At 60.0% G+C, this 21,368-nt stretch carries 23 protein-coding genes; 16 read left to right on the forward strand and 7 right to left on the reverse strand.

Annotated elements, in window-relative coordinates; genetic code table 11:
• Window positions 1-2 precede the first annotated feature (2 nt).
• From ASE94_RS14100 to ASE94_RS14125, 6 genes are all read right to left on the reverse strand, one after another.
• A complete protein-coding gene (locus ASE94_RS14100) occupies window positions 3-1,055 on the reverse strand; it encodes an osmoprotectant NAGGN system M42 family peptidase (protein WP_062630933.1) in 1,053 nt (350 codons plus the stop codon).
• A complete protein-coding gene (locus ASE94_RS14105; protein WP_062630934.1) occupies window positions 1,052-1,855 on the reverse strand; it encodes an FCD domain-containing protein in 804 nt (267 codons plus the stop codon). Before ASE94_RS14105 ends, ASE94_RS14100 begins: the two co-directional genes overlap by 4 nt.
• A 190-nt stretch (window positions 1,856-2,045) precedes the next feature.
• The gene (locus ASE94_RS14110; protein WP_062630935.1) at window positions 2,046-2,855 is read right to left on the reverse strand and encodes an ATP-binding cassette domain-containing protein; all 810 of its coding nucleotides are present in this window, start codon (window positions 2,853-2,855) and stop codon (window positions 2,046-2,048) included.
• On the reverse strand, window positions 2,852-4,639 hold the full coding sequence (locus ASE94_RS14115) for a dipeptide/oligopeptide/nickel ABC transporter permease/ATP-binding protein (RefSeq protein ID WP_062630936.1): 1,788 nt from the start codon (window positions 4,637-4,639) through the stop codon (window positions 2,852-2,854). The genes ASE94_RS14110 and ASE94_RS14115 overlap by 4 nt, the downstream gene beginning before the upstream one ends.
• A complete protein-coding gene (locus ASE94_RS14120) occupies window positions 4,636-5,583 on the reverse strand; it encodes an ABC transporter permease (protein WP_062630937.1) in 948 nt (315 codons plus the stop codon). The genes ASE94_RS14115 and ASE94_RS14120 overlap by 4 nt, the downstream gene beginning before the upstream one ends.
• Before the next feature lie 148 nt (window positions 5,584-5,731).
• Window positions 5,732-7,300, reverse strand: coding sequence for an ABC transporter substrate-binding protein (locus ASE94_RS14125; protein WP_062630938.1), 1,569 nt, complete (start codon window positions 7,298-7,300; stop codon window positions 5,732-5,734).
• 138 nt (window positions 7,301-7,438) lie between these two features.
• Between ASE94_RS14125 and ASE94_RS14130 the strand changes: the two genes are divergently transcribed.
• Both ASE94_RS14130 and ASE94_RS14135 read left to right on the forward strand, forming a co-directional pair.
• Entirely contained in the window at window positions 7,439-8,074 is a 636-nt protein-coding gene (locus ASE94_RS14130; RefSeq protein WP_062630939.1) for a DUF1028 domain-containing protein, read from the forward strand.
• Window positions 8,071-8,535 (forward strand): gamma-glutamylcyclotransferase family protein, encoded by a 465-nt coding sequence (locus ASE94_RS14135; protein ID WP_062630940.1) that lies wholly within the window; start codon window positions 8,071-8,073, stop codon window positions 8,533-8,535. Before ASE94_RS14130 ends, ASE94_RS14135 begins: the two co-directional genes overlap by 4 nt.
• A gap of 228 nt (window positions 8,536-8,763) precedes the next feature.
• Here ASE94_RS14135 and ASE94_RS14140 read toward each other — a convergent pair whose 3' ends face one another.
• On the reverse strand, window positions 8,764-8,976 hold the full coding sequence (locus ASE94_RS14140) for a hypothetical protein (RefSeq protein WP_062630941.1): 213 nt from the start codon (window positions 8,974-8,976) through the stop codon (window positions 8,764-8,766).
• Window positions 8,977-9,328: 352 nt separating this feature from the next.
• Here ASE94_RS14140 and ASE94_RS14150 point away from each other — a divergent pair, with 352 nt between their 5' ends.
• The 14 genes from ASE94_RS14150 to ASE94_RS14220 all read left to right on the forward strand — a co-directional run bounded on the left by ASE94_RS14150 (window position 9,329) and on the right by ASE94_RS14220 (window position 21,330).
• Window positions 9,329-10,186, forward strand: coding sequence for a hypothetical protein (locus tag ASE94_RS14150; protein WP_062630943.1), 858 nt, complete (start codon window positions 9,329-9,331; stop codon window positions 10,184-10,186).
• A 55-nt stretch (window positions 10,187-10,241) separates the two neighbouring features.
• A complete protein-coding gene (locus ASE94_RS14155; RefSeq protein WP_062630944.1) occupies window positions 10,242-11,492 on the forward strand; it encodes a phage portal protein in 1,251 nt (416 codons plus the stop codon).
• Complete coding sequence (locus ASE94_RS14160) at window positions 11,492-11,809, forward strand: gene transfer agent family protein (RefSeq protein ID WP_062630945.1); 318 nt, start codon at window positions 11,492-11,494, stop codon at window positions 11,807-11,809. The genes ASE94_RS14155 and ASE94_RS14160 overlap by 1 nt, the downstream gene beginning before the upstream one ends.
• Window positions 11,809-13,332 carry a phage major capsid protein gene (locus ASE94_RS14165; RefSeq protein WP_062630946.1) on the forward strand — a complete coding sequence of 508 codons (1,524 nt, stop codon included), beginning with the start codon at window positions 11,809-11,811 and terminating at the stop codon, window positions 13,330-13,332. Before ASE94_RS14160 ends, ASE94_RS14165 begins: the two co-directional genes overlap by 1 nt.
• A gap of 2 nt (window positions 13,333-13,334) precedes the next feature.
• Window positions 13,335-13,937, forward strand: coding sequence for a hypothetical protein (locus tag ASE94_RS14170; protein ID WP_062630947.1), 603 nt, complete (start codon window positions 13,335-13,337; stop codon window positions 13,935-13,937).
• Between the two features lie 3 nt (window positions 13,938-13,940).
• Window positions 13,941-14,297: an HNH endonuclease signature motif containing protein gene (locus tag ASE94_RS14175; RefSeq protein ID WP_062630948.1), complete on the forward strand. Its 357-nt coding sequence runs from the start codon at window positions 13,941-13,943 to the stop codon at window positions 14,295-14,297.
• A gap of 351 nt (window positions 14,298-14,648) precedes the next feature.
• Window positions 14,649-14,936, forward strand: coding sequence for a head-tail connector protein (locus ASE94_RS14185; RefSeq protein WP_082461223.1), 288 nt, complete (start codon window positions 14,649-14,651; stop codon window positions 14,934-14,936).
• On the forward strand, window positions 14,936-15,361 hold the full coding sequence (locus ASE94_RS14190; protein WP_062630951.1) for an HK97-gp10 family putative phage morphogenesis protein: 426 nt from the start codon (window positions 14,936-14,938) through the stop codon (window positions 15,359-15,361). The genes ASE94_RS14185 and ASE94_RS14190 overlap by 1 nt, the downstream gene beginning before the upstream one ends.
• The gene (locus tag ASE94_RS14195; RefSeq protein WP_062630952.1) at window positions 15,361-15,780 is read left to right on the forward strand and encodes a DUF3168 domain-containing protein; all 420 of its coding nucleotides are present in this window, start codon (window positions 15,361-15,363) and stop codon (window positions 15,778-15,780) included. Before ASE94_RS14190 ends, ASE94_RS14195 begins: the two co-directional genes overlap by 1 nt.
• Window positions 15,767-16,081: a head-tail adaptor protein gene (locus tag ASE94_RS14200; protein WP_062630953.1), complete on the forward strand. Its 315-nt coding sequence runs from the start codon at window positions 15,767-15,769 to the stop codon at window positions 16,079-16,081. The genes ASE94_RS14195 and ASE94_RS14200 overlap by 14 nt, the downstream gene beginning before the upstream one ends.
• Window positions 16,078-16,476 (forward strand): phage terminase small subunit P27 family, encoded by a 399-nt coding sequence (locus tag ASE94_RS14205; RefSeq protein WP_062630954.1) that lies wholly within the window; start codon window positions 16,078-16,080, stop codon window positions 16,474-16,476. Before ASE94_RS14200 ends, ASE94_RS14205 begins: the two co-directional genes overlap by 4 nt.
• The gene (locus tag ASE94_RS14210; RefSeq protein ID WP_244484047.1) at window positions 16,460-18,064 is read left to right on the forward strand and encodes a terminase TerL endonuclease subunit; all 1,605 of its coding nucleotides are present in this window, start codon (window positions 16,460-16,462) and stop codon (window positions 18,062-18,064) included. The genes ASE94_RS14205 and ASE94_RS14210 overlap by 17 nt, the downstream gene beginning before the upstream one ends.
• A gap of 9 nt (window positions 18,065-18,073) precedes the next feature.
• Complete coding sequence (locus ASE94_RS14215) at window positions 18,074-20,389, forward strand: tape measure protein (protein ID WP_062630955.1); 2,316 nt, start codon at window positions 18,074-18,076, stop codon at window positions 20,387-20,389.
• A gap of 491 nt (window positions 20,390-20,880) precedes the next feature.
• Window positions 20,881-21,330 carry a hypothetical protein gene (locus ASE94_RS14220; protein WP_062630956.1) on the forward strand — a complete coding sequence of 150 codons (450 nt, stop codon included), beginning with the start codon at window positions 20,881-20,883 and terminating at the stop codon, window positions 21,328-21,330.
• The last annotated feature ends 38 nt before the right edge of the window (window positions 21,331-21,368 follow it).

A 21,368-nucleotide genomic window follows, 5' to 3' on the forward strand; every position in this document is an offset into this window, starting at 1 on the left:
AATTACGACAGTTGGCCTTCGTCATTGAACATCTCGGTTTCAATATAGCCCTTCAGCAATGCTGCCAATGCTTGGAGCGAGGCTAGGTGGGTACGTTCCCAGCCGTGGGAGCTGTCGAGGGAAAAGCAGACGAGGCCGACGCGGATGTCCCAGCCGGCTTCAACTGCGGCGGCGCTGTCGGAGCGGTAGTGGCGGAAGGTATCGCGTTCGCATGCGATACCATTGTGTTGGCAGACTGCTAACATCTGGCGCGTCATTCGGGCGTCAAAGGGACCCTGGCGATCACGCATGGCAATGGTGACGGCGTCGTCGCGTGATGTCTGGTTTGGGGCGGTGACGGCATTGTCTATGGCGAGCAGTTCTTCGACCTCGGGACCAAAACCGTGCGTGCCACCGATGCCGATCTCTTCGGCGATGGTGAACATGGCCTGGAAGGGGATGGCGACCTTGGTGTGACCCTCGGCGATCGATTTGAGGACGGCAAGGAGGGTGGCACAGCCGGCCTTATCGTCGAGGTGACGCGAGACGATGAAACCGTCGACGACTTCGGGCTGGGCGTCGATCGCGACCATATCGCCAACGTTGAATCCGGCGGCGATGAGCGCGGCGCGGTCGGGCAGGATGGCGTCGATGCGGATTTCGAGATTGTCCCAATCTGCAGGTTGAGTATCGACCTCGGTGTTGAAGCGGTGGCCCGAGGCTTTGAGCGGCAGGATGGTGCCGCGATGCTCGGTATTGTCGGAAAAGATGGTGACGCGGGCGCCTTCAGCAAAGCGGGCGGCCCAGGTGCCGGTATTGCGCAAAGCGAGACGGCCATTGGGCTTGAGCTCGGTGACCATGGCGCCGAGTGTATCTAGATGGGCCGCAAGGGCGCGGCGGGGTGAGCCTTCGCCGACTTCGACATAGAGGACGCCGCGACGGGTGTATTTGGGCGAATAGCCGAGATCGCGCAGCCAGGTATCGACCAAGGCAACGGCGCGGTCGGTCATGCCGACGGGGCTTGGCGTTTTGACCAGCTGCAACAGGCGGTCGAGGAGATAGTCGGTATCGATCATGCGGTGCGGCGCTTTCTGGTACGGGCCGGGGAGACTTCCTCGAGGAAGCGGTCTTCGAGCTTGGCCTCAAGGGTCAGCATGTGCTTTTCGGCTTCGGCCATATGCTCGGCAAGGATGGCGGCAGCGGCTGCGGCATCGCGATCGCGCATGGCGACGATGAGATCGCGCTGATGCTGGATGCCGCTGGCGCGCGAGACCGGCTCGGGCTGGACATAAATGTCCTGCGCGATGGTAAGATCCTTGAGGAGGCGTTGGAGAAAGCGGCAGGTGAATGCAAGAATGGGATTGTCGGAATATTCCGCGACGACGCCATGGAAATCTAGTTCCGCCATGCGCTGGGTCCAGCGTTCGTTCTGGTCGGCGGGCTCGTGATCGTAGATGCGGATGATGGCTTCGAGGCGCTTGAGGCCGGCTTCGTCGATATGGGGGGTGGCGCTCGCCGCCAGTTGCGGTTCGAGGACCTTCCGCATCTCGTAGATATTGGCGATCGAAAGGTTCTTGGCGAAGAGGAAATTGGAGAGAAGGCTCATGGCCCGGCCTTCGGACATGCGCTCGATGAAGGCCCCGCCGCCGGGGCCGGTGCGGACGGAAATGAGGCCCTGGACTTCGAGGGATTTGAGCGCCTCGCGAACGGTGCCCTTGCTGGCCGAGAATTGGGCGAGCAGGTCGCGCTCCTGCGGCAGGCGGTCTCCGGGGCCGAGGCCATGTTCGACGATCATGCGCTTGATGGCATCGACGATTTCGTCGGTGCGCTTGCGGCGTGGGGGCTCGACGGGGGGGGGTGGGGTGATGGTTGTCATGCAGATCTGCCCCAAATGGTCTTGATCGATGACGCGGGCGGTGGGGCAAGTAAGGCCCCCCACCTAGCCTCCCCCTGATAGGGGGAGGGATCTGCCTGTGGCTCACGATCTATGGGCAAGAACCGATCTGTTCCTCCCCCTGCAAGGGGGAGGTTAGGTGGGGGTAATGCCTGGCGAAGCTTAGGCAAATTCATGCGGCGCTGTCCGTTGCGGAAAGGCGCGGTGCGCTGGCGATGAGCGACCGCGTGTAGTCGTGCTGCGGGTTGGCAAAGAGCTGGGCTGCGGGCCCGACCTCCACCACTTCTCCGAGATACATGACGGCAACGCGATCGGAAATCGATTCCACGACGGCGAGGTCGTGGCTGATGAAGAGGTAGGAGAGGCCGAGGTCGTCGCGCAATTGCTGGAGGAGCAGGAGAACTTGCGCCTGCACGGAGACGTCTAGCGCGCTGACGGGTTCGTCGAGAACGAGAATGCTGGCTTCAGCGGCTAGGGCGCGGGCTATGGCAATGCGCTGGGCCTGGCCGCCGGAGAATTCGTGGGGATAGCGTTCGAGTGTGTCGAGGGGCATTTGCACGGCGTCGACAAGTTCGCGCTTGCGAATGGCGCGTCTGGTGCTGTCGTAAGAGCAGAGAAGGCGCAGCGGCACATCGAGGATTTCGCCGATGGTCTTGCGCGGATTGAGCGAAGCGACGGGGTCCTGGAAGACATATTGAATGGTGCGGCCAAAGGCGCGGGAGCCGGACGAGGCAAGCTCGGCCCAGGGCTTGTTGTCGATCAGCATGGTGCCGGAGGTGGGGTGTTCGAGGCCGACCAGCATGCGGGCGAGCGTCGATTTGCCCGAGCCACTTTCGCCGACGATGCCGAGGGTTTCGCCGCGCTGGAGATCGAGAGAAATGCCTCTTACGGCCTGCACCTCGCTGGCCTGACGTCCAAAGAGATTGCGGCCACCACCGAAGGTTTTGACGAGATCGCGGATTTGGATGGCGTTCTGGCTCATGCGCGTGCCTCCGTAAAGAGCGGGCGGACCCGGTCGAGGAAGCTGTGGCCCTCGCCCAGCTCCGGGACGCAGGCGATGAGGCGCTTGGTGTAGTCGTGCTGGGGATCGCGGAGGACCGCCTGCGTTTCGCCCTGTTCGACGATTTCGCCGTTTTTCATCACCGCGACGCGGTCGCAAACCTGGGCCACGACGCCGAAATCGTGGGTGATGAGGAGGAGGGCGAGGCCGCGCTCGCGGCGCAGGTTTTGCAGGAGATCGAGAATGCGCGCCTGCACGGTGACATCGAGCGCGGTGGTCGGCTCGTCGGCGATGATGATGTCGGGATCATTGGCGAGCGCCATGGCGATGCCGATGCGCTGGCGCTGGCCGCCCGAGAGTTCGTGCGGATAGGCGCTGGCGCGGCTGGCGGCGTCCCGGATGCCGACGGTCTCCATCAATTCGACGGCGCGTTTGCGGGCCTGCTGCTTGCCTATGGGATTGTGCGCAAGGACGGCTTCGGCGATCTGGTCTGCGACGGAGAAGAGCGGATGGAGCGTCGTCAGCGGGTCCTGAAACACATAGGCGACGCGGGCGCCGCGGAGGGCGATAAGGTCTTGCTCGCGCACAGACAGCACGTCCTGGCCTTGGATATAGACGCCGCCATTGGTGATGACGCCGGGCGGGGACGCGACCAGGCCCATTAACGAGAGCGCGGTGACCGACTTGCCAGAGCCGCTCTCGCCGATGAGGCCAAGACATTCGCCTTTGCCCAAGCGGAAGCTGATGTCGCGGACAGCGGGGGTGATAGAGGCGCCGGTATCAAAGCCGGTCGAGAGGTTTTCGACGACGAGGGCGGGTGCGTCTGCAAGAGTCGGGGCGGGCTTGGACTGGCGGTCAATCTTGGTGACCGGCATGGGGCGGCCGAGGGTGCCGGAGCGGAGGCGCGGATCGAGCACGTCGCGGATACCGTCGCCGAGGAGGTTGATGCTCATGACGAGGAGGAAAATCATCACGCCGGGAATGATGGAAGCATGTGGCGCGGTGAAGAGCTGAGCGCGGGCCTGGCCGAGCATGGAGCCGAGGTCTGAGGTGGGCGGCTGGGCACCGAGGCCAAGGAAGGAGAGGCCGGCAGTTTCAAGGATCATCCAGCCGACGGTGGTCGACATGGTGATGACGATCACCGGCAGAACATTTGGCAGGACCTCGGTGAAGAGGACAGCCGCGTGGCTTTTGCCCGAGAGGCGCGCGGCGTCGACGAATTCGCGATTACGGATCGAGACGGTGACGCCACGAATATTGCGGGCAAAGAAGGGGATATTGACGAGGGCGATAGCGTAGAGCGCATTGAGAAGGCCAGGGCCAAGCGCCGCGACGATGGCGATGGCAAGGAGGATGTAGGGGAAGGCCATCAGCATATCGACAAAGCGCATGAGAATGCTGTCGGTGGCGCCGCGGGCATAGCCGGCGACGAGGCCGATGAGCGAGCCGAAGAAGGCCGCGAGCGCCGTGGCGCTGATGCCGACGAGCAGGGACACCTGTGTGCCCCAGATGAGGCGCGAAAGGATATCGCGGCCCAGGTGGTCGGTGCCGAGGAGATGGCCGGGGCTCAGTGGCGACAGCAGGCGATTGGGCTGATCGGTTATGTCCGGGTTCGGGATCGGCAGGATGGGCGCGAGCAGCGCCACAATGACGATGAAGCCGAAGATGAAGAGACCCGCCGCCGCGAGGCGATTGGCCAGCAGCAATTGGAGATTGCTGCGGCGCTTGCGAGCAAAGGTCGGGGTCGGGACAGTGAGATCGGTCATGCTTTGAGCCTTGGATCGAGCATGGCCTGAGCGACATCGGCCAGAAGATTGACGAGCACATAGACGGTGGCGGCAACGAGCACGCCGCCCTGCACCAGCAGCAGATCACGGGTCGAGACGGCCTTGACCAGCATCTGGCCGAGGCCGGGCCACTGGAAGACTGTTTCGATATAGACTGCGCCGCCGAGGACGAAGCCGGCCTGAATGCCAAGCACTGGAATGATGGAGACCAATGCGGCGCGGAAGGCGTGGCGGTAGATGACTTTGTTTTCGCTGAGACCCTTGGCGCGGGCGGTACGGATGAAATCCTGGCGCAGGACTTCGAGCATGGCGGCGCGGGTGAGGCGGGCGACGACGCCCGTCGCGACGATGGCGAGAGTGGAGGCGGGCAGGATCAGGTGGCGCAGCAGATCGGGGAGGTCGCCGCCGCCATAGACTGCATACATGCCCGAGGCGGGGAGCAGCTTCCATTGCACGGCGAAGAACAGGATGAAAACGAGGCCGAGGAAGAAGGCCGGCATGGAAATGCCGATGAGGACGAAGAAGGTGACCACGCGATCGGTCCAGCCGAACTGGCGCACGGCCGAGACGATGCCAGCGAGAATGCCAAGCACCGAGCAGATGATCAGAGATGCGCCGGCTAGGATGAGCGTCGCGCCAAACCGCTCGAGCACTTCGTCGAGGACGGGGCGATTGAGGATGTAGGAGCGGCCGAAATCACCCTGGAGAAGATTGCCGATCCAGATGACATATTGCTCGGGCCAGGAGCGATCGAGGCCGAGCGCTCGATTGATGCGCGCGACATTGTCGGGGGTCGCATAGGAGCCGAGGAGGGCCTGCGCGGGATCGCCGGGGATCAGCTTCATCACGAGGAAAACGATGATGGAAAGGCCGAGAATGACGGGGATCGCGGCGAGGAGGCGTTTGCCGATATAGGCGGTCATGGGTGGTCCTCCGGGGCAGGTAAGGTGGGAGGGTACCCCCACCTAGCCTCCCCCTGGGAGGGGGAGGGATGGATCGCGCTTGCGGTGGGGCTGGTGGGCCACCGGTAACTCCTCCCCCTGTTTAAGGGGGAGGTTGGGTGGGGGTGACCTACTGCTTCGTCACGTCTCGCAAAACCAAAGAAAAGTCAGGCTGCAGTTCGAAGTCACCGACGGCGCTGGTGACGACGGCGTTCTGCTTCCAGTTGGCAACGAATAGCCAGGGGGCATCTTCGTGGGTGATGGCCTGGACCTGCTTATAAAACTCGCCGCGCTCTGCAGGATCGGTCGAGAGACGCGCCTTGTCGAGGAGGGCGTCGACTTCCGGGTTGGAATAATAGGACGAGTTAAAACCGCCTTCGGCCGGGAAGGCCGCAGTGCGCAGGGTCAGGAACGGCAAGGTGTCGGGGTCCGAGGTCATCCAGGCCATTTCGGCCATGTCGCCCTTGCCTTCGAGGCCGGGGTTCACTTCCGAAAGGAAGGTGTTCCATTCATAGGTCTTGATTTCGACATCGAGCCCCACGGCCGCGAGATCGGCCTGGATAGCGGTGCCCATGGGAACGGGATCGAGCATGCCCGAGCCGCCTTCGGTGACGAGGAAGGTCAGCTTTGCGCCTTCCGCCCCGGCTTCGGCGAGAAGTTCCTTGGCCTTTGCCGGATCATAGGGATAGGGCGCGACGTCTTCGTTATAAGCCCAGTTGAAGGCAGGCGGGATGGGGCCGGCGGACACGTCGGCCGTGCCCTGGAGCACGTCGTTGACGAGGCTTTCCTTGTTGACCGCGTAGTTCACCGCCTGGCGCACGCGCTTGTCGGCAAAGGGGCCGTCCTTGGCGTTGAGCATGACGTACCAGACATGGGGGCCGACGGCTTCGACGACCTGGTAATTGGCGTCGTCGCGGAACTGGGCGACATTGTCGGGCGGGGTTTCGAGCAGCACGTCAATGCCGCCCGAGAGCATTTCGGCAACGCGGGTATTGGCGTCGGTGATCGGGCGGAAAATCACGGCTTCAAGCGAAGGCGCGCCATCCCAATAGGCATCGTTGCGCGAGGCGACGACGCTGGTATTGGACTGCCATTCCTCGAACTTGAACGGGCCGGTGCCGACGGGATGGCGACCGTAATCCTTGCCATACTGTTCGACGGCGGCCGGCGAGACAATGAGGCCGGTGGGCGAAGCCAGATTGCTCATGAACGGGGCGAAGGGTTCGTTGAGGGTGAATTTGACCGTCAGGTCATCCACCACCGCAACATCCTTGACGGAAGAAAAGAAGAAAGCGAGTGGGAAGGGGCCGGTCGAGGCGAAGGGGTGATCTTCCTTCAGCATGCGATCGAAGTTGAATTTCACCGCTTCAGCATTGAACGGCGTACCGTCGTGGAAGGTCACGCCTTCGCGGAGATTGAAGGTGTATTCGAGGCCATCGTCGGAAATGGTCCAGTCGGTGGCGAGGGCCGGCTCAATTTCGAGCGTGCCGGGCGTGTTGCGGACGAGGCCATCATAGATGTTGACGGCGATGCGGAAATCGTTTGCGGCCGTTGAGACATGCGGATCAAGCGAAGCCGGCTCGGCGATCTGCCCGATGACGAGGATGTTGGGCGGCGTCTGAGCAAATGCTGGCGATATAAAGCTGAGCGAAGTGGCGGCCAAAAGCAGCGCCGCGACGCCTTTCCATGTGCGGATCATAGTGAAAACCTCTCCTTGCGTTCCCTCGCTCTCGCCGTGCGGTTGCGCTATGCAGCAGAGCATGGTCAATTTATCAGCATAAATTGGTACCATGTCAATTTATGATGATAAATCTTCTTTGCCTGCGAGGATGCCCGAATGACCTTTTCCATAATTGCGCGTGATCCGGTCAGCGGCGCCTTCGGCGTGGCGACGGCAACGGCCGGTCCGATGGTGGGTGCGCTGGTGCCTCATGTGCGCGGCGGAATCGGCGCGGCGGCGACGCAGGCGATGACCAATCCGTATCTGGCGATCGATGCGCTGGCGCTGCTCGATGGCCAACCGGCCGATGCGGCGCTGGCGTCGGCGCTCGCAAATGACGCAGAAGCCGATCGGCGGCAGGTGGTGCTGGTGGATGCGGCAGGGCGTACGGCGGGTTGGACCGGGGCGGACTGCATCGGGTTTGCAGGGCATGTGCTGGAGACCAATGTCGCGGTGGCCGGCAATATGCTGACGGGTCGCGCCGTGATCGAGAACATGATGGCAGCGTTTCGCGCGGCCGAGAGAAATCTGGCGCGGGCACTGCTCGACGCGCTCTTGGCAGGTGCAGCGGCGGGGGGCGACAGCCGTGGCGTCGGCTCGTCTGCCCTACTGGTGCAGGGAAGCCAAGCCTATCCTGATCTCGACCTCAGGGTCGATGCGGCCGATGACCCATTGGCGGCGCTGGATCATCTGCTGGATCTGGCGACATCGGGTTCATATGCTGAGTTCGTCGCCGAAGTGCTGAAGCGATGAAACAGCACTTTCTCTATTTCGCCTATGGCTCCAACATGGACCTCGCGCAAATGCAGGCGCGCTGCACTGGGGCAGAGGTCGTCGGCATCGGGGTTTTGGCGGACCATGTGCTTTGCTTCCCGCGACATTCGGTAACTCGCGATTGCGGCGTCGCCTCCATCTCGCCGCGACCGGGCGGCAAGACCCTAGGGGTGGTCTATAGGCTCTCGGCGGAGAATATCGCTCGGCTCGACGCCTACGAAGATTTTGTTGTCGATCGGGCGGCGGAGCTCAATAGCTACAATCGGGTCGAGATCGAGGTGCTGGTAGATGGCCGGCCGCATCTAGTGCAGACCTATATCGCTGTAGCGCATGATGGCGCACACCGCCCCAACGCAGCCTATCTCCGGCACCTACGCGACGGCGCATCCATGCACCGGTTTCCGGAAGAGTACCTGACACAACTTCAAGATTGGACCTAAAGCCCAACGCCCCGCTGCGGTGATGCAGGGCCTCGCGAGCGGACCGTGGCACTTCGCTTAGAGCCAGCGCGTGTGTGACCGTTTGAAACAATGTCGGTAGTTTTGGCTGGGGAACCTGGACCCTCCCATTGGAGTGATAGGTATAGCGTTTTCAATGGGTTAGCAAGGTCGGCGATCAAAAAAGTGGACCAAAGTGGATCACCCTTTTGGGGCAGGCGAGCAGCGCATCTAGCTCTGTTCAGTGACGCTTTCGATCAGGGTATGCATCAGCCGTTTAAGTTCTTCAGCCTGCGCTAGGGTGGTGCCAGTTTTAAGCACAAACGATAGTCGGTTGCTGGTAAGTGCCGTTTCGTCGCCTTGGTAGTCGTCCGCATAGATGCTGAACCTATCATCGCCGGGGTCGCCAACCTTGAAATGCGGAATAGTCCGTTTTACTGCCATCGCTACTTTCTCCTGAAACCGTAACAACTTAATCTCGCTTATCTTGAGCGGTTGAGCAACATATGCCCTGATTGCACGCGGCCCGTGGGCGCGAGTCGAGAATGGGACAGAGAATGTTTTTTACTAGACTTGGCACAATCGCCGCTTGGCTCGCGCTCGTCATGGCAGCGGGCCGGATTGGCATTTCAATCTACATTATCACCAGCATACCTAACGCCGCTGAGGCGCGGGCGTGGGCAGCCCGATACTTGGGGCAGTCGCCCGCGCAAGCTATCGATCAAGCCTTAGTAATCGCCGCCTGCGCTATTGCATTGGGCATCTTGGTTGAGATCAGCCGGGCAGTGCGCCGCTGATGAAAGACCATGCCGCTGATAAGCGCAGCCCGATCATTGGCTTAGCGCTGCTCCTGACCGCAATGTTTCTTACGTTGTTCCTCGTGCTGCTCAGCGTGGGCAGGCTACCCGAGGGGTGCGCACCCGGCTTATGGCTTGTGGATCGCTTAGTATGCCTTGAACCCAATGCTTTAGGTGACACGTTCGCTGGCGCTTTCGCACCAGTGGCGTTCGTCTGGCTTGTTGCCGCGGTGCTTTTGCAGCGAAACGAACTGGCGGCTCAACGGCAGGAATTGCGAGAAAGCCGGGCTGTCTCGACTCAACAAGTCGAAGAGGCGAGGCGAAATGTCGAACTGATATCTGTTCAGACGAAGATTCTAGAAGATCAAAGGAAGGCCTCTATCCAGAAAGATGCTGATGAAGACATCGTCGAGCTTGCTAGAGTAGCTGTTAAGATTTTTAACGAACTCGCAGATGGCTTTGTTGTTCACGATGGAATTCCAGTTGTAGACAACACAAAGCCTTGGCACGACCAGAAACAACCTGCGTTGCAATTATACGGAATTGCTCACGGTGATGCTATAAAGTGTGTTTCCGATATCAACATGCAAATTACAAATACACGAGCTGAATTGTCTAAACTTGTCCAAGAGGGGGCAAATATAAAATTTGCGAATATAGACAAATTGGTGCCCTTGTCGAACGTTCTCGCTGAACTTGATCTGGCTATTGCCGTAGCGTCTGCACCCATGCGCGCGGAAGTCGGAAATGCCTTCATAGGCGGTGCGGCAGGTGCAGCACTAGGTCTATATCGAACTCTCTTTGAACATGGCACCGACATGGATGCCGAGCTGATCGACGCAATAATGCGGCCTTGAAAAGATTCCTATTTAGGAATATTGTCTCTTCACATCCACGCTGTGAGCAGACTCGTTGCCATTTACCGACTTCCTCCCCGGCCTCTTCCGCAAAGCCGAACCTCAGCCTGCACCTGAGCCGGTGACACTCACCGATCCGCTGGCGTCTTGGCTCTTCGGCGCAGCGCCGACCTACACCGGCAAGTCCGTCACTGCCGTGAACGCCATGAGCGTTCCTGCCGTGTCGTCGGCAGTGGAGCTTATCGCGGAAGCCGTGGGCACTCTCCCCGCCAAGCTGTTCGTGCGTAATGCAGAGGGCAAGGAAGCCGACTCGGCTCACCCTGCCTTTCGCCTTGTGCACGATGAGGCCAATTACTGGACCAGCGCTGCTGAACTGCGCACCCAGCTCACCACGGACGCTCTCTTGCACGACAAGGGCGGTTTCGCCGTCGCCAATCGCCTGAGCGATGGTCGCGTTTTTGAGTTCAACCGTATCGACCCAGCTACCGTCACGCCGAAGGCCGATGAGACTACCGGGGAGCCGTTCTATCTGGTGAAGCAGGGCGGTACATCCAAGCGTTATGAATATCAGGACATGCTCCATATTCAGGCGTTTGGTGGCAAGGCACCCATCACACGCGCCCGGAACGCCATCGGCCTTGCGATGACACTTGAGGAACACGCCTCACGCCTTTTCGGCAATGGTGCGCGTCCAGGTGGAATTCTGTCATCCGAAAAGCCCATGAAGCCTGAGGCCGCTGCCGGTCTGCTGGAAATGTGGGCGCTCACTCATGGTGGCTCTGAGAATAGCGGCAAGCCTGCCATCCTCGCAGACGGTGTGAAGTGGCTTCAGACCGCCCTAACGTCCGTTGACGCGCAGTTTCTTGAACAGCGCCGCTATCAGGTCGAGGAAATCGCCCGCACGTTCCGAGTGCCGCCGACCATGCTCTTCGACCTCACGCGCGGCACTTGGTCCAATACCGAGGAAATGCGGCAAGGCTTCCTTGAGCAGACGCTGCGCCCATGGTTGGATGCTTGGGCTTGGTCTTATGCCCGCGTTTTGCTCACCCCGGAAGAGCGCACGACGCGATTTGTCGGCTTCATCACCGATGACCTGTTGACCGTTAACCCGACCGTCCGCACCGAAATCTACGGCAAGCTGGTTGCTATGCGCGCCATGACGCCGAATGAAGTGCGGGCCGGGCTGAACATGCCTGCGCTGCCGGGCGGCGATGAACTTGCAAACCCCTACACGACGACCGGCGCAACGGCGCCGGACGCCGATAACGACGACACCCCACCCACCTGCGAGAAAGACGCCGCCTGATGCACACCGCCTTCTTTGGCGACCGTGAACGCGATTTCGCGCTCACGTCGCCAGTGATTCATGAATTGCAGCGCACGACCGGCAAAGGCATCGGCGCAATCATCGATAGCCTGCGCCGCCTATCTTATGCCGAGATCACGGAGACGATCCGGCTTGGTCTTGTTGGTGCTGGCACCAAACCCGAAGAGGCTGCTGCGCTGGTGACAACCTACGTTCCGGCTCGCCCGCTCGCAGAAGCCAATATCCTCGCAATCGACATTCTCACTGACCTTTGGATCGGCCCTGAAGCCGAGACCGCCAATGCTGGTGCCGCGTGATGGATAAGCTCGAAATCAAGGCCGAAGTCAGCATCGATGATGTTGGGACGATCACCGGCATTGCATGGCCGTTCGGCTCAGCTGACAGCGTTGGCGATGTTATCGAGAAGGGCGCGTTCGCACTTCCGCCCGCGCTGCCTATCGTGATGGAACATGACCAGTCACAGGTTGTCGGCGTTTGGGAAAACGCTGCCGAAACGGACGTTGGCCTTGAGGTAAAAGGCCGTCTGTTTGTTGAGGGCATCGGCCCGGCCAAGAAGGCGCGCGACGACATGCGTAGCAAGCGCATCACCGGCCTCTCTATCGGCTTCAAAGGCGGCGCGTTTGAGCCCCTGCCAACAGGCGGGCGAAAGTTCAGCGCCCTAACCATCATCGAAATCTCTCTTTGTCGCCGTCCGGTTCACCCCGACGCGCGGATCACCTCTGTCAAATCCATCAATCAGGAAACCCCTATGGAAACCGCTACCGACGAAAATGCAGCCCTTGAACTGAAGGCTGTTAACGACAACTTCGCCAAGCTCACCGCCCGGCTGGACAAGGTTGAGGCCAAGGCCAATCGGCCTGCCGCTGCCAATGACAACGGCAATGTCCCGACAGAAGCTCTGAAGAGCTTTGGCAATTATCTGCGCCTTGGCCGAATGGATGCTGACACAATTGAGCGAAAGGCGCTTACCGTCGCCAATGATGCGCCGAACTATGTGCTAGCACCCAAGGAAGTGTCGGAAGAGTTCATCCGCAATCTCGTGGAATGGTCCCCTGTCCGCGCCATTGCTGACGTTCGCACCATTAACACTCATGCGATTTTGCTTCCCAAGCGCACCGGCATCACCAATGCCAAGTGGACCGGGGAAGCCGTTGCAGCCGAAGCATCTCAGCCAACCTTCGGCCAGATGGAAATCGCCGTAAAGGAGCTGACGACCTTTGTGGACCTCTCCAATTGGATGGTCGAAGACTCTGCCGAAGTTGCTGAGCGTGAAGTGCGTCTGGCGCTCGCAGAGGACTTCGCCAAGAAGGAAGTGACTGGTTTCGTAAACGGCACCGCCGCAGCCGAAGTTAAGGGCTTCATGGCTGATGCTGGCATTGCCGCTTACGTAAATGGTCATGCCACGCTCATTTCCGCTGATGCGCTCATCTCCATGCTTTACAGTGTGCCCGGCGCTTTCCGCAGCCGCGGCACTTGGGCTATGAACGGCAACACCCTCGCTGCCGTCCGCAAGCTCAAGGACGGGCAGGGTAATTACCTCTGGCAGCCGTCCTATCAGGCAGGCCAGCCAGAAACGATCCTTGGCCGTCCGGTTGTTGAAATGCTCGACATGCCTGACATCGCCGCGAACACCTTCCCGATCGCTTTTGGCGACTTCAAGGCCGGCTATCGCATCTATGATCGCTTGGACCTCTCTGTTCTGTCCAACCCGTTCACCCTCGCCACTGAAGGTCAGACGCGTTTCCATGCCCGTCGCCGTGTGGGTGCTGGCGTCGTCCGTCCTGAAGCTTTCCGCAAGCTGAAGATGGCGACTGCATAATCGTGTTGGGCGCGGACGGCATTTATGTCGAACTGGCAGGCGAGGCTTATGAGCTTCGCCCGTCTCTTCGCGCCTGCACTCGCCTTGTGCATCGGCATCAGTGGGCAGGACTGCTTGCCGGTGTGCAAGGCTTCGACATCACCATAATCGCAGACATGCTGCGCGAAACCGGGATCAAGCCAGTCCTTTTGGTTGAAGAGATCGCCACTAGTGGCCTTGGCGCTGTCCGAAATCGGTTCACCGGCCCGCTGGCAGAATTCGTCCTGGCTATCGCGGGTATTGATCCCGACAACACCACGCCGATTAAGCCATCATCCGGCACGCCCATTACCCCCGACGAATATCACAGTCAGCTTTTCCAGATCGCAACCGGCTGGCTTGGCTGGACGCCAGATCACGCTTGGTCGGCAACGCCAGCCGAAATCCTCGCCGCACAGACTGGGCACATCGCCTATCTGCAAATGACCGGCGTTCTCGTGCCTGCCGATGGCACCAACAAGCCAAACACCTACACCCCGGAACGGCTCAAGCAGATCGAAGAGGCAGGGAATGACCCGGCCTTTGATCGCCAAGGGCTTGCCGCTCTGAAAGCAAAGATCGCCTAGACCATGCCTATCGCCCCACCACGCCTTTGCAGTTGCGGCAACATTGTCCCATCCGGTGAGCGCTGTGCTTGCCAGATTGCTGGCGACCGCGCCCGCAAGGCACGCCATGACCGCAACCGCCCATCATCGCGCGAGCGTGGCTATAACCATTTATGGCGCAAGGCCCGCGAAGACTATCTCGCCACGCATCCGCACTGCAATCATCCCGGCTGCTATGTCGCTGCCAGCCATGTTGACCACATCATCCCGCACCGTGGCGATGATCGCCTGTTCTGGGATCGCAGCAATTGGCAGGGCCTTTGCGCCCATCACCACAACAGCACCAAGCAGCGCCTTGAACGGCAGGCGGTGCAGCCGTGAGCATTAGTGCACGATTATCGGCGGTTTCGGTTGAGGGTTTTTCGCCCTTCTGCAGAGACAACTGGAATGCCAGCGAGAGAGCTTTCAATCAGCTTAAGCTCTCGCAGTCTCTTGAGGTGAGCAGGGCTGGCATTAATCAGCAGAGCGCCGCTCGCTACCAGCTTCAGCGTGGCAATCTCGTCTGCTGTCGGCTGGTCTTTGGCGCTTCCAAGCACAGGCTTATCTCCGGTGAGTCGTCTCATCAGCATTCTAACCCAACCGGCGTGGGGGTGGTCCAGAACTTACCGGCTCTTGAGGGGACCGGCGGGGGGAGGCACGCGCAAGATACAACGCAAATAGAGATTTTTCTGAATGACCGCACTGACTGACTTGAAGCAGCACCTTGAGCTGCTTGACGACACTGAGGATTCCCAGCTTTCGCGCATCATCGTCGTGGCGCTGGCGACCCTCGCCAATGACATTGGCGCTGAAACGACCGCAGAATATGAGAATTTGCCCGCGCCCTTGCAGCACGCCGTGCTGATGAAGGCCACGCATCTGTTCTGGAACCGCAACCCGGTTTTGGTGGACCATTCCATGGTTCGGCTGGCTATGGGCTATGACGACCTCATTGCACCCTACGTTCGGCAGGTGTGCTAATGGCCGATATTGCCGCTCAACTGCGCCGTTTAAAGGCCCGTTTTGATGCCGTTCCGGTGCGGGCGAAGGAAGCTGCACAAGTATCTTTGCAGAAGTCGGGCAATGAATTAGCCGACCTGATGCGGACGCTTGCCGAAAGCAGCCGTGACACCGGCGCACTTATCGACAGTATCGAGATGACGCCCGGCGATATGCACACGCCGCCGTTCAGCCAGCCCGGCGGCAGCACCGTTGTGCCGTCCAATGCCGTCATGGTGACGGCTGGTAATGAGGATGTGCGCTACCCGCATTTGGTCGAGCACGGCACCGGTGAAGCGCCAGCCCAGCCGTTTTTCTGGACTGCCTTCCGCATGTTGCGCAACCGGATCAAGAACCGGACCACGCGCGACATTCGCAAGGCCGTCCGCGAAGAGGGGAAGCGCTAATGGCCCCCGATATTGCACTGCAAATTGCCATCCATAATCGCCTAATCTCCGCACCGGCGCTCACTGCATTAGTGCTCGCCAACCATATCAAGGATTCTGGCACCCGACCCGATAACTTCCCGTGCATTCGGCTGGGCGATGCCCAGATCGTGCGGGAAGGTGAAACCCGCACGACCCGTTCGGTGCGCGTTTATATGGACTTGCATTGCTGGACCCATGAGGGCGACATGATGGACGCCCGCGCGATTGCCGATGAAGTGCGCAATGCCCTGTCCGGCGAGCTGGACGTGGCTGGGCACGACCTTTGGGGCAACTTCTGGGTTACGGGCTCCCGCACCCTGCGCGACCCGAAGGAATACGGGCACGTCATTGTGTCGGTCGAAGCTATGATGACCGAGGTGCGCCATGCTCACGGGTAATTTCCGGCACACCATCATCGTGCAGCGCGCTTCCGAAACCATTGCAGGGGGTGGCAAGCCGCTTGTTAGCTGGGCAGACATTCACACCCTGCGCGCCGAGCTGATGAGCAGTGAGGCCGTCGAGGCCAATGCCGACAACGGCCAGCGCGAAACCACGACCATCGTTTTCCGAACCCACTTCCGGCCCGGCATCACGACTGCCGACCGCGTGATCCATGCCGGGCATGCGCTTAATATCGTCAAGCTGCTATCCGTCGCTGATGGCCGTGGCCTTGAGCTGCATTGCGAGGTGGTGAAGTGAGAGGACGCAAGCCCAGCACCATCGTGAGCGGCAGTAGTCCGGTAACGGACGTGCCGCGCCCGCCCAGCTATATGAGTAGGGACGCCAAGGCAGAATGGAAGCGCGTTGCGCCTATTCTGATTGTTGAGCGCAAGACGCTCACCGAAGCTGATCTAGCCACGCTTGAAAACTACTGCATCGCTACCGGCACCATGAGGGAAGCGCATCGGATTTTGACGCGTGAAGGTTTGGTAACGGCAGCGGGCAAGAAGCATCCTGCCCATGGTATTTTGAACAATGCCCAGACCATTCACCGGCTTTGTGCCGGAGTGCTTGGCCTGACGCCGGTTGATCGTTCGCGCCCTGCAATGCGCGATGAAGGCGACGATGAAGAGGCCAGTGCAATCTTTGGCTGATCCGCACCCGCACTGGCTTTTTGATAACAGCGATATTCCCGATCCGCTTGGTTACGGCCAGCGGGCGGTGGATTTCGTGCTGGCGCATTACCACCCGAAGTCTAGCCATCCCCGGCGCAAGTTCCAGCTTTCCCGGTGGCTAGAGCGGCTTATCAGGGGAATTTATGGGCCGCGCGACGCTAACGGCAATCGCATCATCAAGCGCGTTGTGATCATGCTTCCGCGTGGTGCACGCAAGACCTCGCTGGGCGCAATCCTTGCCCTGTTGCACCTCTATGGGCCGGAGGGCGTCAACAATGGGCAGGTAATCCTTGCTGCCTATGACCGTGACCAAGCCCGCATCGCTTATGAAGAAGCGCTTGGCATCATCTTGCAAACGCCGGTGGTGAAGAAGCGGACCCGCGTTCGCGACTCCCGGCATATCATCAAGCACCCGGCATCCGGTTCGATCCTCAAGGCCGTTTCCAGCGATGCTAATGCCCAGAACGGGCGCACGCCCAATTTCGTGCTGATCGACGAAATCCATGCGTGGAAGAAGCCGGACCTCTACAAGGTTTTGCGCTCTGGCCTCTCAAAAACCGCTGGCACCCTTGAAGTCGTCATTTCTCAGGCTGGGCGCGGGCAGGGCAATATCGCCTTTGAGGTTTTCGGCTATGCGCGCCGTGTTGCCACTGGCGAAGTTGCCGACCCCGGCACGTTGCCAATCCTGCTTGAAACCGCTGGCGATGCCGACTGGCGCGATGAGGCCAATTGGCACCGGGTTAACCCCGGCCTTGCCGAGGGCTTCCCAGATATAGATGCGCTTCGGCAGGAAGCCCGCGAGGCCGAACATAACCCGGTGCTGCGCGACACCTTCAAGAATGACCATCTGAATATGTGGCTGGGCCATTCGCGCTCGCCGCTTTTCGACATGGCGACTTTCGATCTAGGTAAGTTCGACATCGACTTTGCCGAATTGAAAGACCTGCCGTGTTTCCTTGGCGTGGACCTTTCCCGGACTGGCGACCTTTCCGCTATCGTGACCGCGTGGTTGCATGATGACGGCAATGTCACCGTGCGCCCAACCTTCTTCCTTCCCGAAGAGGATTTGCAGGCCCGCGCCGACCGTGACCAAGCCCCTTACGGACGTTGGGCCGATGAACATCTGCTCAATGTCGTGCCCGGCCCGGTGATTGAAGACACACACGTCGAGGCCGAAATCCGCAACATCGTCGCGGCTAATGACAATGTCATGGAAGTCGCAATTGACCCGCACATGGCTGGACCGATGCTTCGCCGACTTGTTGCCGATGGCATCCCTGCTTTCAGCCTTAAGCAGTCGCCTTTGCTGATGGGGATTGCCGCTGCCGACCTTTCCCGGACCGTGAGCGCCCGCCGCATCCGGCACGATGGGCATCCGATCCTCCGCGCCCATCTGGATCATGTCATGACCCGCTTCGGCACGACCGGCCTGCCGTTCATGCAGAAGGACAAGGAAACCGACCGCATCGATGGTGCGATTGCCGCTGCCATGGCCGTTTCCCGCGCCGTCGCTAATGACAATGCCGGGCCTCAATACACCGACGAATTGCTTGAACTTTACCGATAGGACTACACCATGGCTGATGCCGATCTAGTTGTTTTGCTTGAGGCGCGGCATACGGCCTTTGAACGCCAGATGAAGCAGGCGTATGCAACCGCCGAACGCAACTTCCGCCGAATTGACCAGCGAGCGAAGCAGTCCGCATCCACCATCGAGCGCCATTTTGCTGGTGTTGGTCGCGGTATCGTAGCCGGGCTTGCCAGTGGGCTTTCGGTGCGCGCCGCGCAACAGCTCATTGATAGCAGCATCCGCATCACCAATTCGCTCAAGGTCGCTGGCCTTGCTGGGCGGGATTTGGATAAGGTCTACAAGAGCTTGTTCGCGTCCGCGCAGCGGAACGCCGCACCGCTGGAATCTCTTGCTCAGCTCTATTCCAGCGTCTCGCTCGCGCAGGACGATCTAGGCGCATCCAGCGATGACATGCTGAGCTTCACCGACAACGTAGCGATGGCGCTGCGTGTCGCTGGCGCTGATGCTCAATCTGCTTCCGGCGCGCTGATGCAGCTTAGTCAGGCAATGGGCGGCGGGGTGGTCCGCGCCGAAGAATTCAATTCGATCCTTGAGGGCGCGCGCCCGATCGCTCAGGCTGCTGCCGCTGGACTTGCCGAGGCCGGTGGTTCGGTGTCGAAGCTCCGCGCGCTTGTGGTGGATGGCAAGGTTTCAAGCGAAGCGTTTTTCCGCGCCTTTGAAGCCGGTTCGGTTACGTTGCGGGATAAGATTGCCGGTGCTGAAACAACGGTATCGAGCAGCTTTGTCAGGCTGCAAAACGTGCTTACTGATGCCGCTGGCAAGTTCAACGAAACTTCTAGCGCTGGGCAGCGGTTTGCCAGCTTCCTCGATACGCTGGGCACCAGCATCACCAATCTGGTCAACTCGCCAGCTTTCGATAACGCGCTCAACGACCTTGGCGATGCGATGCAGCAGACCTTCGCCCGCGACTTGGCGGACATTCAAAAGGTCATCGATACGGTAGAGGGTCTAGCGGCCAAGTTTGACCGCTTCGGCGCTTCCGTCACCGATGCGGAGCTTGAGCTTGCCGCTGCCGAGCAGGCCATAGTCAACCTGGCTCAAAACACCAAAGGTCGATTTGGCGAGGTAGATGCCGCTTTTCAGGATTTGGTGCAGCAGCTCTTGGAAGGAAAGGGCACTGCTGAAAGCGCAGCGGAAGCCATCACCGCACTTGGGGAGGCCAATCCAGACTTTAGCGGATTGCAGGGCAGTATCTCTGGTGTGATCCAGAGCTTTATTGCCATGCGTGACGCTGCCGTAGCGGCGCATTCCGCTGCCGCCAATACCAGCGACCTTGGCGCTGGCATGCCAAGTTGGGATGAGTTTTCTGCTGAGTTTGGACCGCCCACCGCGCCGGTTAAGCCGGTGACGCTTGCTGACTATCCAGTCACGCCGACCCCTTCAGGTGGAAGCAGTGGTGCTGGTGGCGGGCGTTCTGGCGGCGCATCTAGCGCACGGAGCGAGGCCGATGCCGTTCGCGAACTGATCACCGAGCTCGAAAATGAGCTGCGAGTGATCGGCATGAGCGAAGTTGAAAAGCGCATAGACGCCGAAGTGCGTCGGGCTGGCACCAGCGCTACCGAAGCGCAGAAGCAATCTATTCGGGGCCTTGTTACCGAGATCGACGCTCAAAACGCCGCTTTGCAACGCACTCAGGGTGCCATGGAGGGTGCAAAGGGTCTCGCCAAAGACTTCCTTGGCGGTCTGATGTCCGATCTAATGAACGGCACCGACGCCGCGACAGCACTGGGAAATGCTTTCAGCAATCTTGCGGCAAAGCTTATGGACATGGCGCTCAACAGCGTGATCGAAAGCCTTTTCGCCAACATGATGGGCGGGGCTGCTGGCGCGGGCGGCGGATTGCTGGGCGGTCTCTTCGGCTTCAGCCAAGGCGGTGTCGTCGAAGCGGCCACAGGTGGTCATATCCGTGGCCCAGGTACAGGCACCAGCGATAGCATTCCGGCGAAATTGTCGGACGGCGAATTCGTCATCAACGCGGCCCAGACCGCCAAGCATCTGGACCTGTTGCACGCCATCAATCGCGGTGAAGTTGCCGCGTTTGCGAAGGGCGGTTTCGTCGGTGGAGGGCCTGCCGTGCGCGCCGCGAATGACAACATCCCCAGCGCCAATGACAATGGCCCGACGTCCTTCACAGTCACGAACAACATCAAGGTCGAGGGCAGCGCAGGCACCCCGGAGCAGAACGCGGACTTGTCGAAACAGATGGCACGGCAGCTTGAGGCTACGATGCGCGGAGTAGTGGCCTCTGAATTGCACAAGCAGACGAGGCAAGGGAATATCCTCAACACCCGAAGCAGATGACTCCACAAATCCACAGCGGTGACTCAGGGTGGCAGGAGTGCGCGGTCCGAAGGGGTGTGCCGCGCCCGGAAGGTTTCGCCTGTCAGTGATTCTCTAAAGCAATTTGCAGAAACGCGCTTGCCGGAACCTGATAACCTCTTCGGAAAGCGGTGCAGTACCTAGTCGCGATCCGCAGGATCGCGGCAAGGCCCGGAGGGCCGCGCAGTGAGGGCCGAAGGCCCGAGTGCGTCCGCAGAGAATTCCGTCAGCAAAATGGCGGACTCTTATAGTCTATTGTCTCTTACTATTATTATAACCTACATACGTGCAAAAATGCTGACGGAATTTTTGTCCGCCATTTTGCTGACGGAGGACGCTATATCTCGCGCTTGGAAACCTCATTCTAACCAAAATGCTGACGGAAAGTGCGAGAATGCAGTCCTTTCGGTCGCCTTGATTAAATACATGGTAACATGTACGATGCTGACGGAATTTGAAACGGATATGCCCTTATGCCCAAGCACATAGTTATTCCCGACGAGCGGGAAGCCCAGCTCCGAAAGATCATGAAAGACCACAATTTGCCTTCCGTCGCGGATGCCGTCGCCCTGCTCATCGGATGGGCGGTAGAGGGTGGACACGTTGCTCCCGGCGTGCCGGGGATCGAGGTGAGCCGTAAAGCGAATCTAGTCACCGTGGACTTCGGAGATTTCCAGCGCGTGATGAGCGTGGAGTTGGCGCAAGCGTATGCAATCTGCCTCCGCTGGTTCGCCAGCCCGAAAGGCGAGAACATTGGGCTAGCAGCGCGGCACGTCTCGGAAATGTTCAGCGGTGCTCATGTCGTGGGCTTGAGCCGTCGCGGGCCGTCCGTGAAGGTCAAGGGAGAGAACGGCGTCGAGCGGACGTTGGCTTTTTCGGTTGCGCGTGATTTGGCCGAACTAATCCAAAAAGCTGCTGCATAACAAACAACCCCGATGCAGGAACACCGGGGTTGTTTCAA

It is taken from the genome of Devosia sp. Leaf64, from assembly GCF_001421945.1.
In the GTDB taxonomy this organism is placed as follows: domain Bacteria; phylum Pseudomonadota; class Alphaproteobacteria; order Rhizobiales; family Devosiaceae; genus Devosia.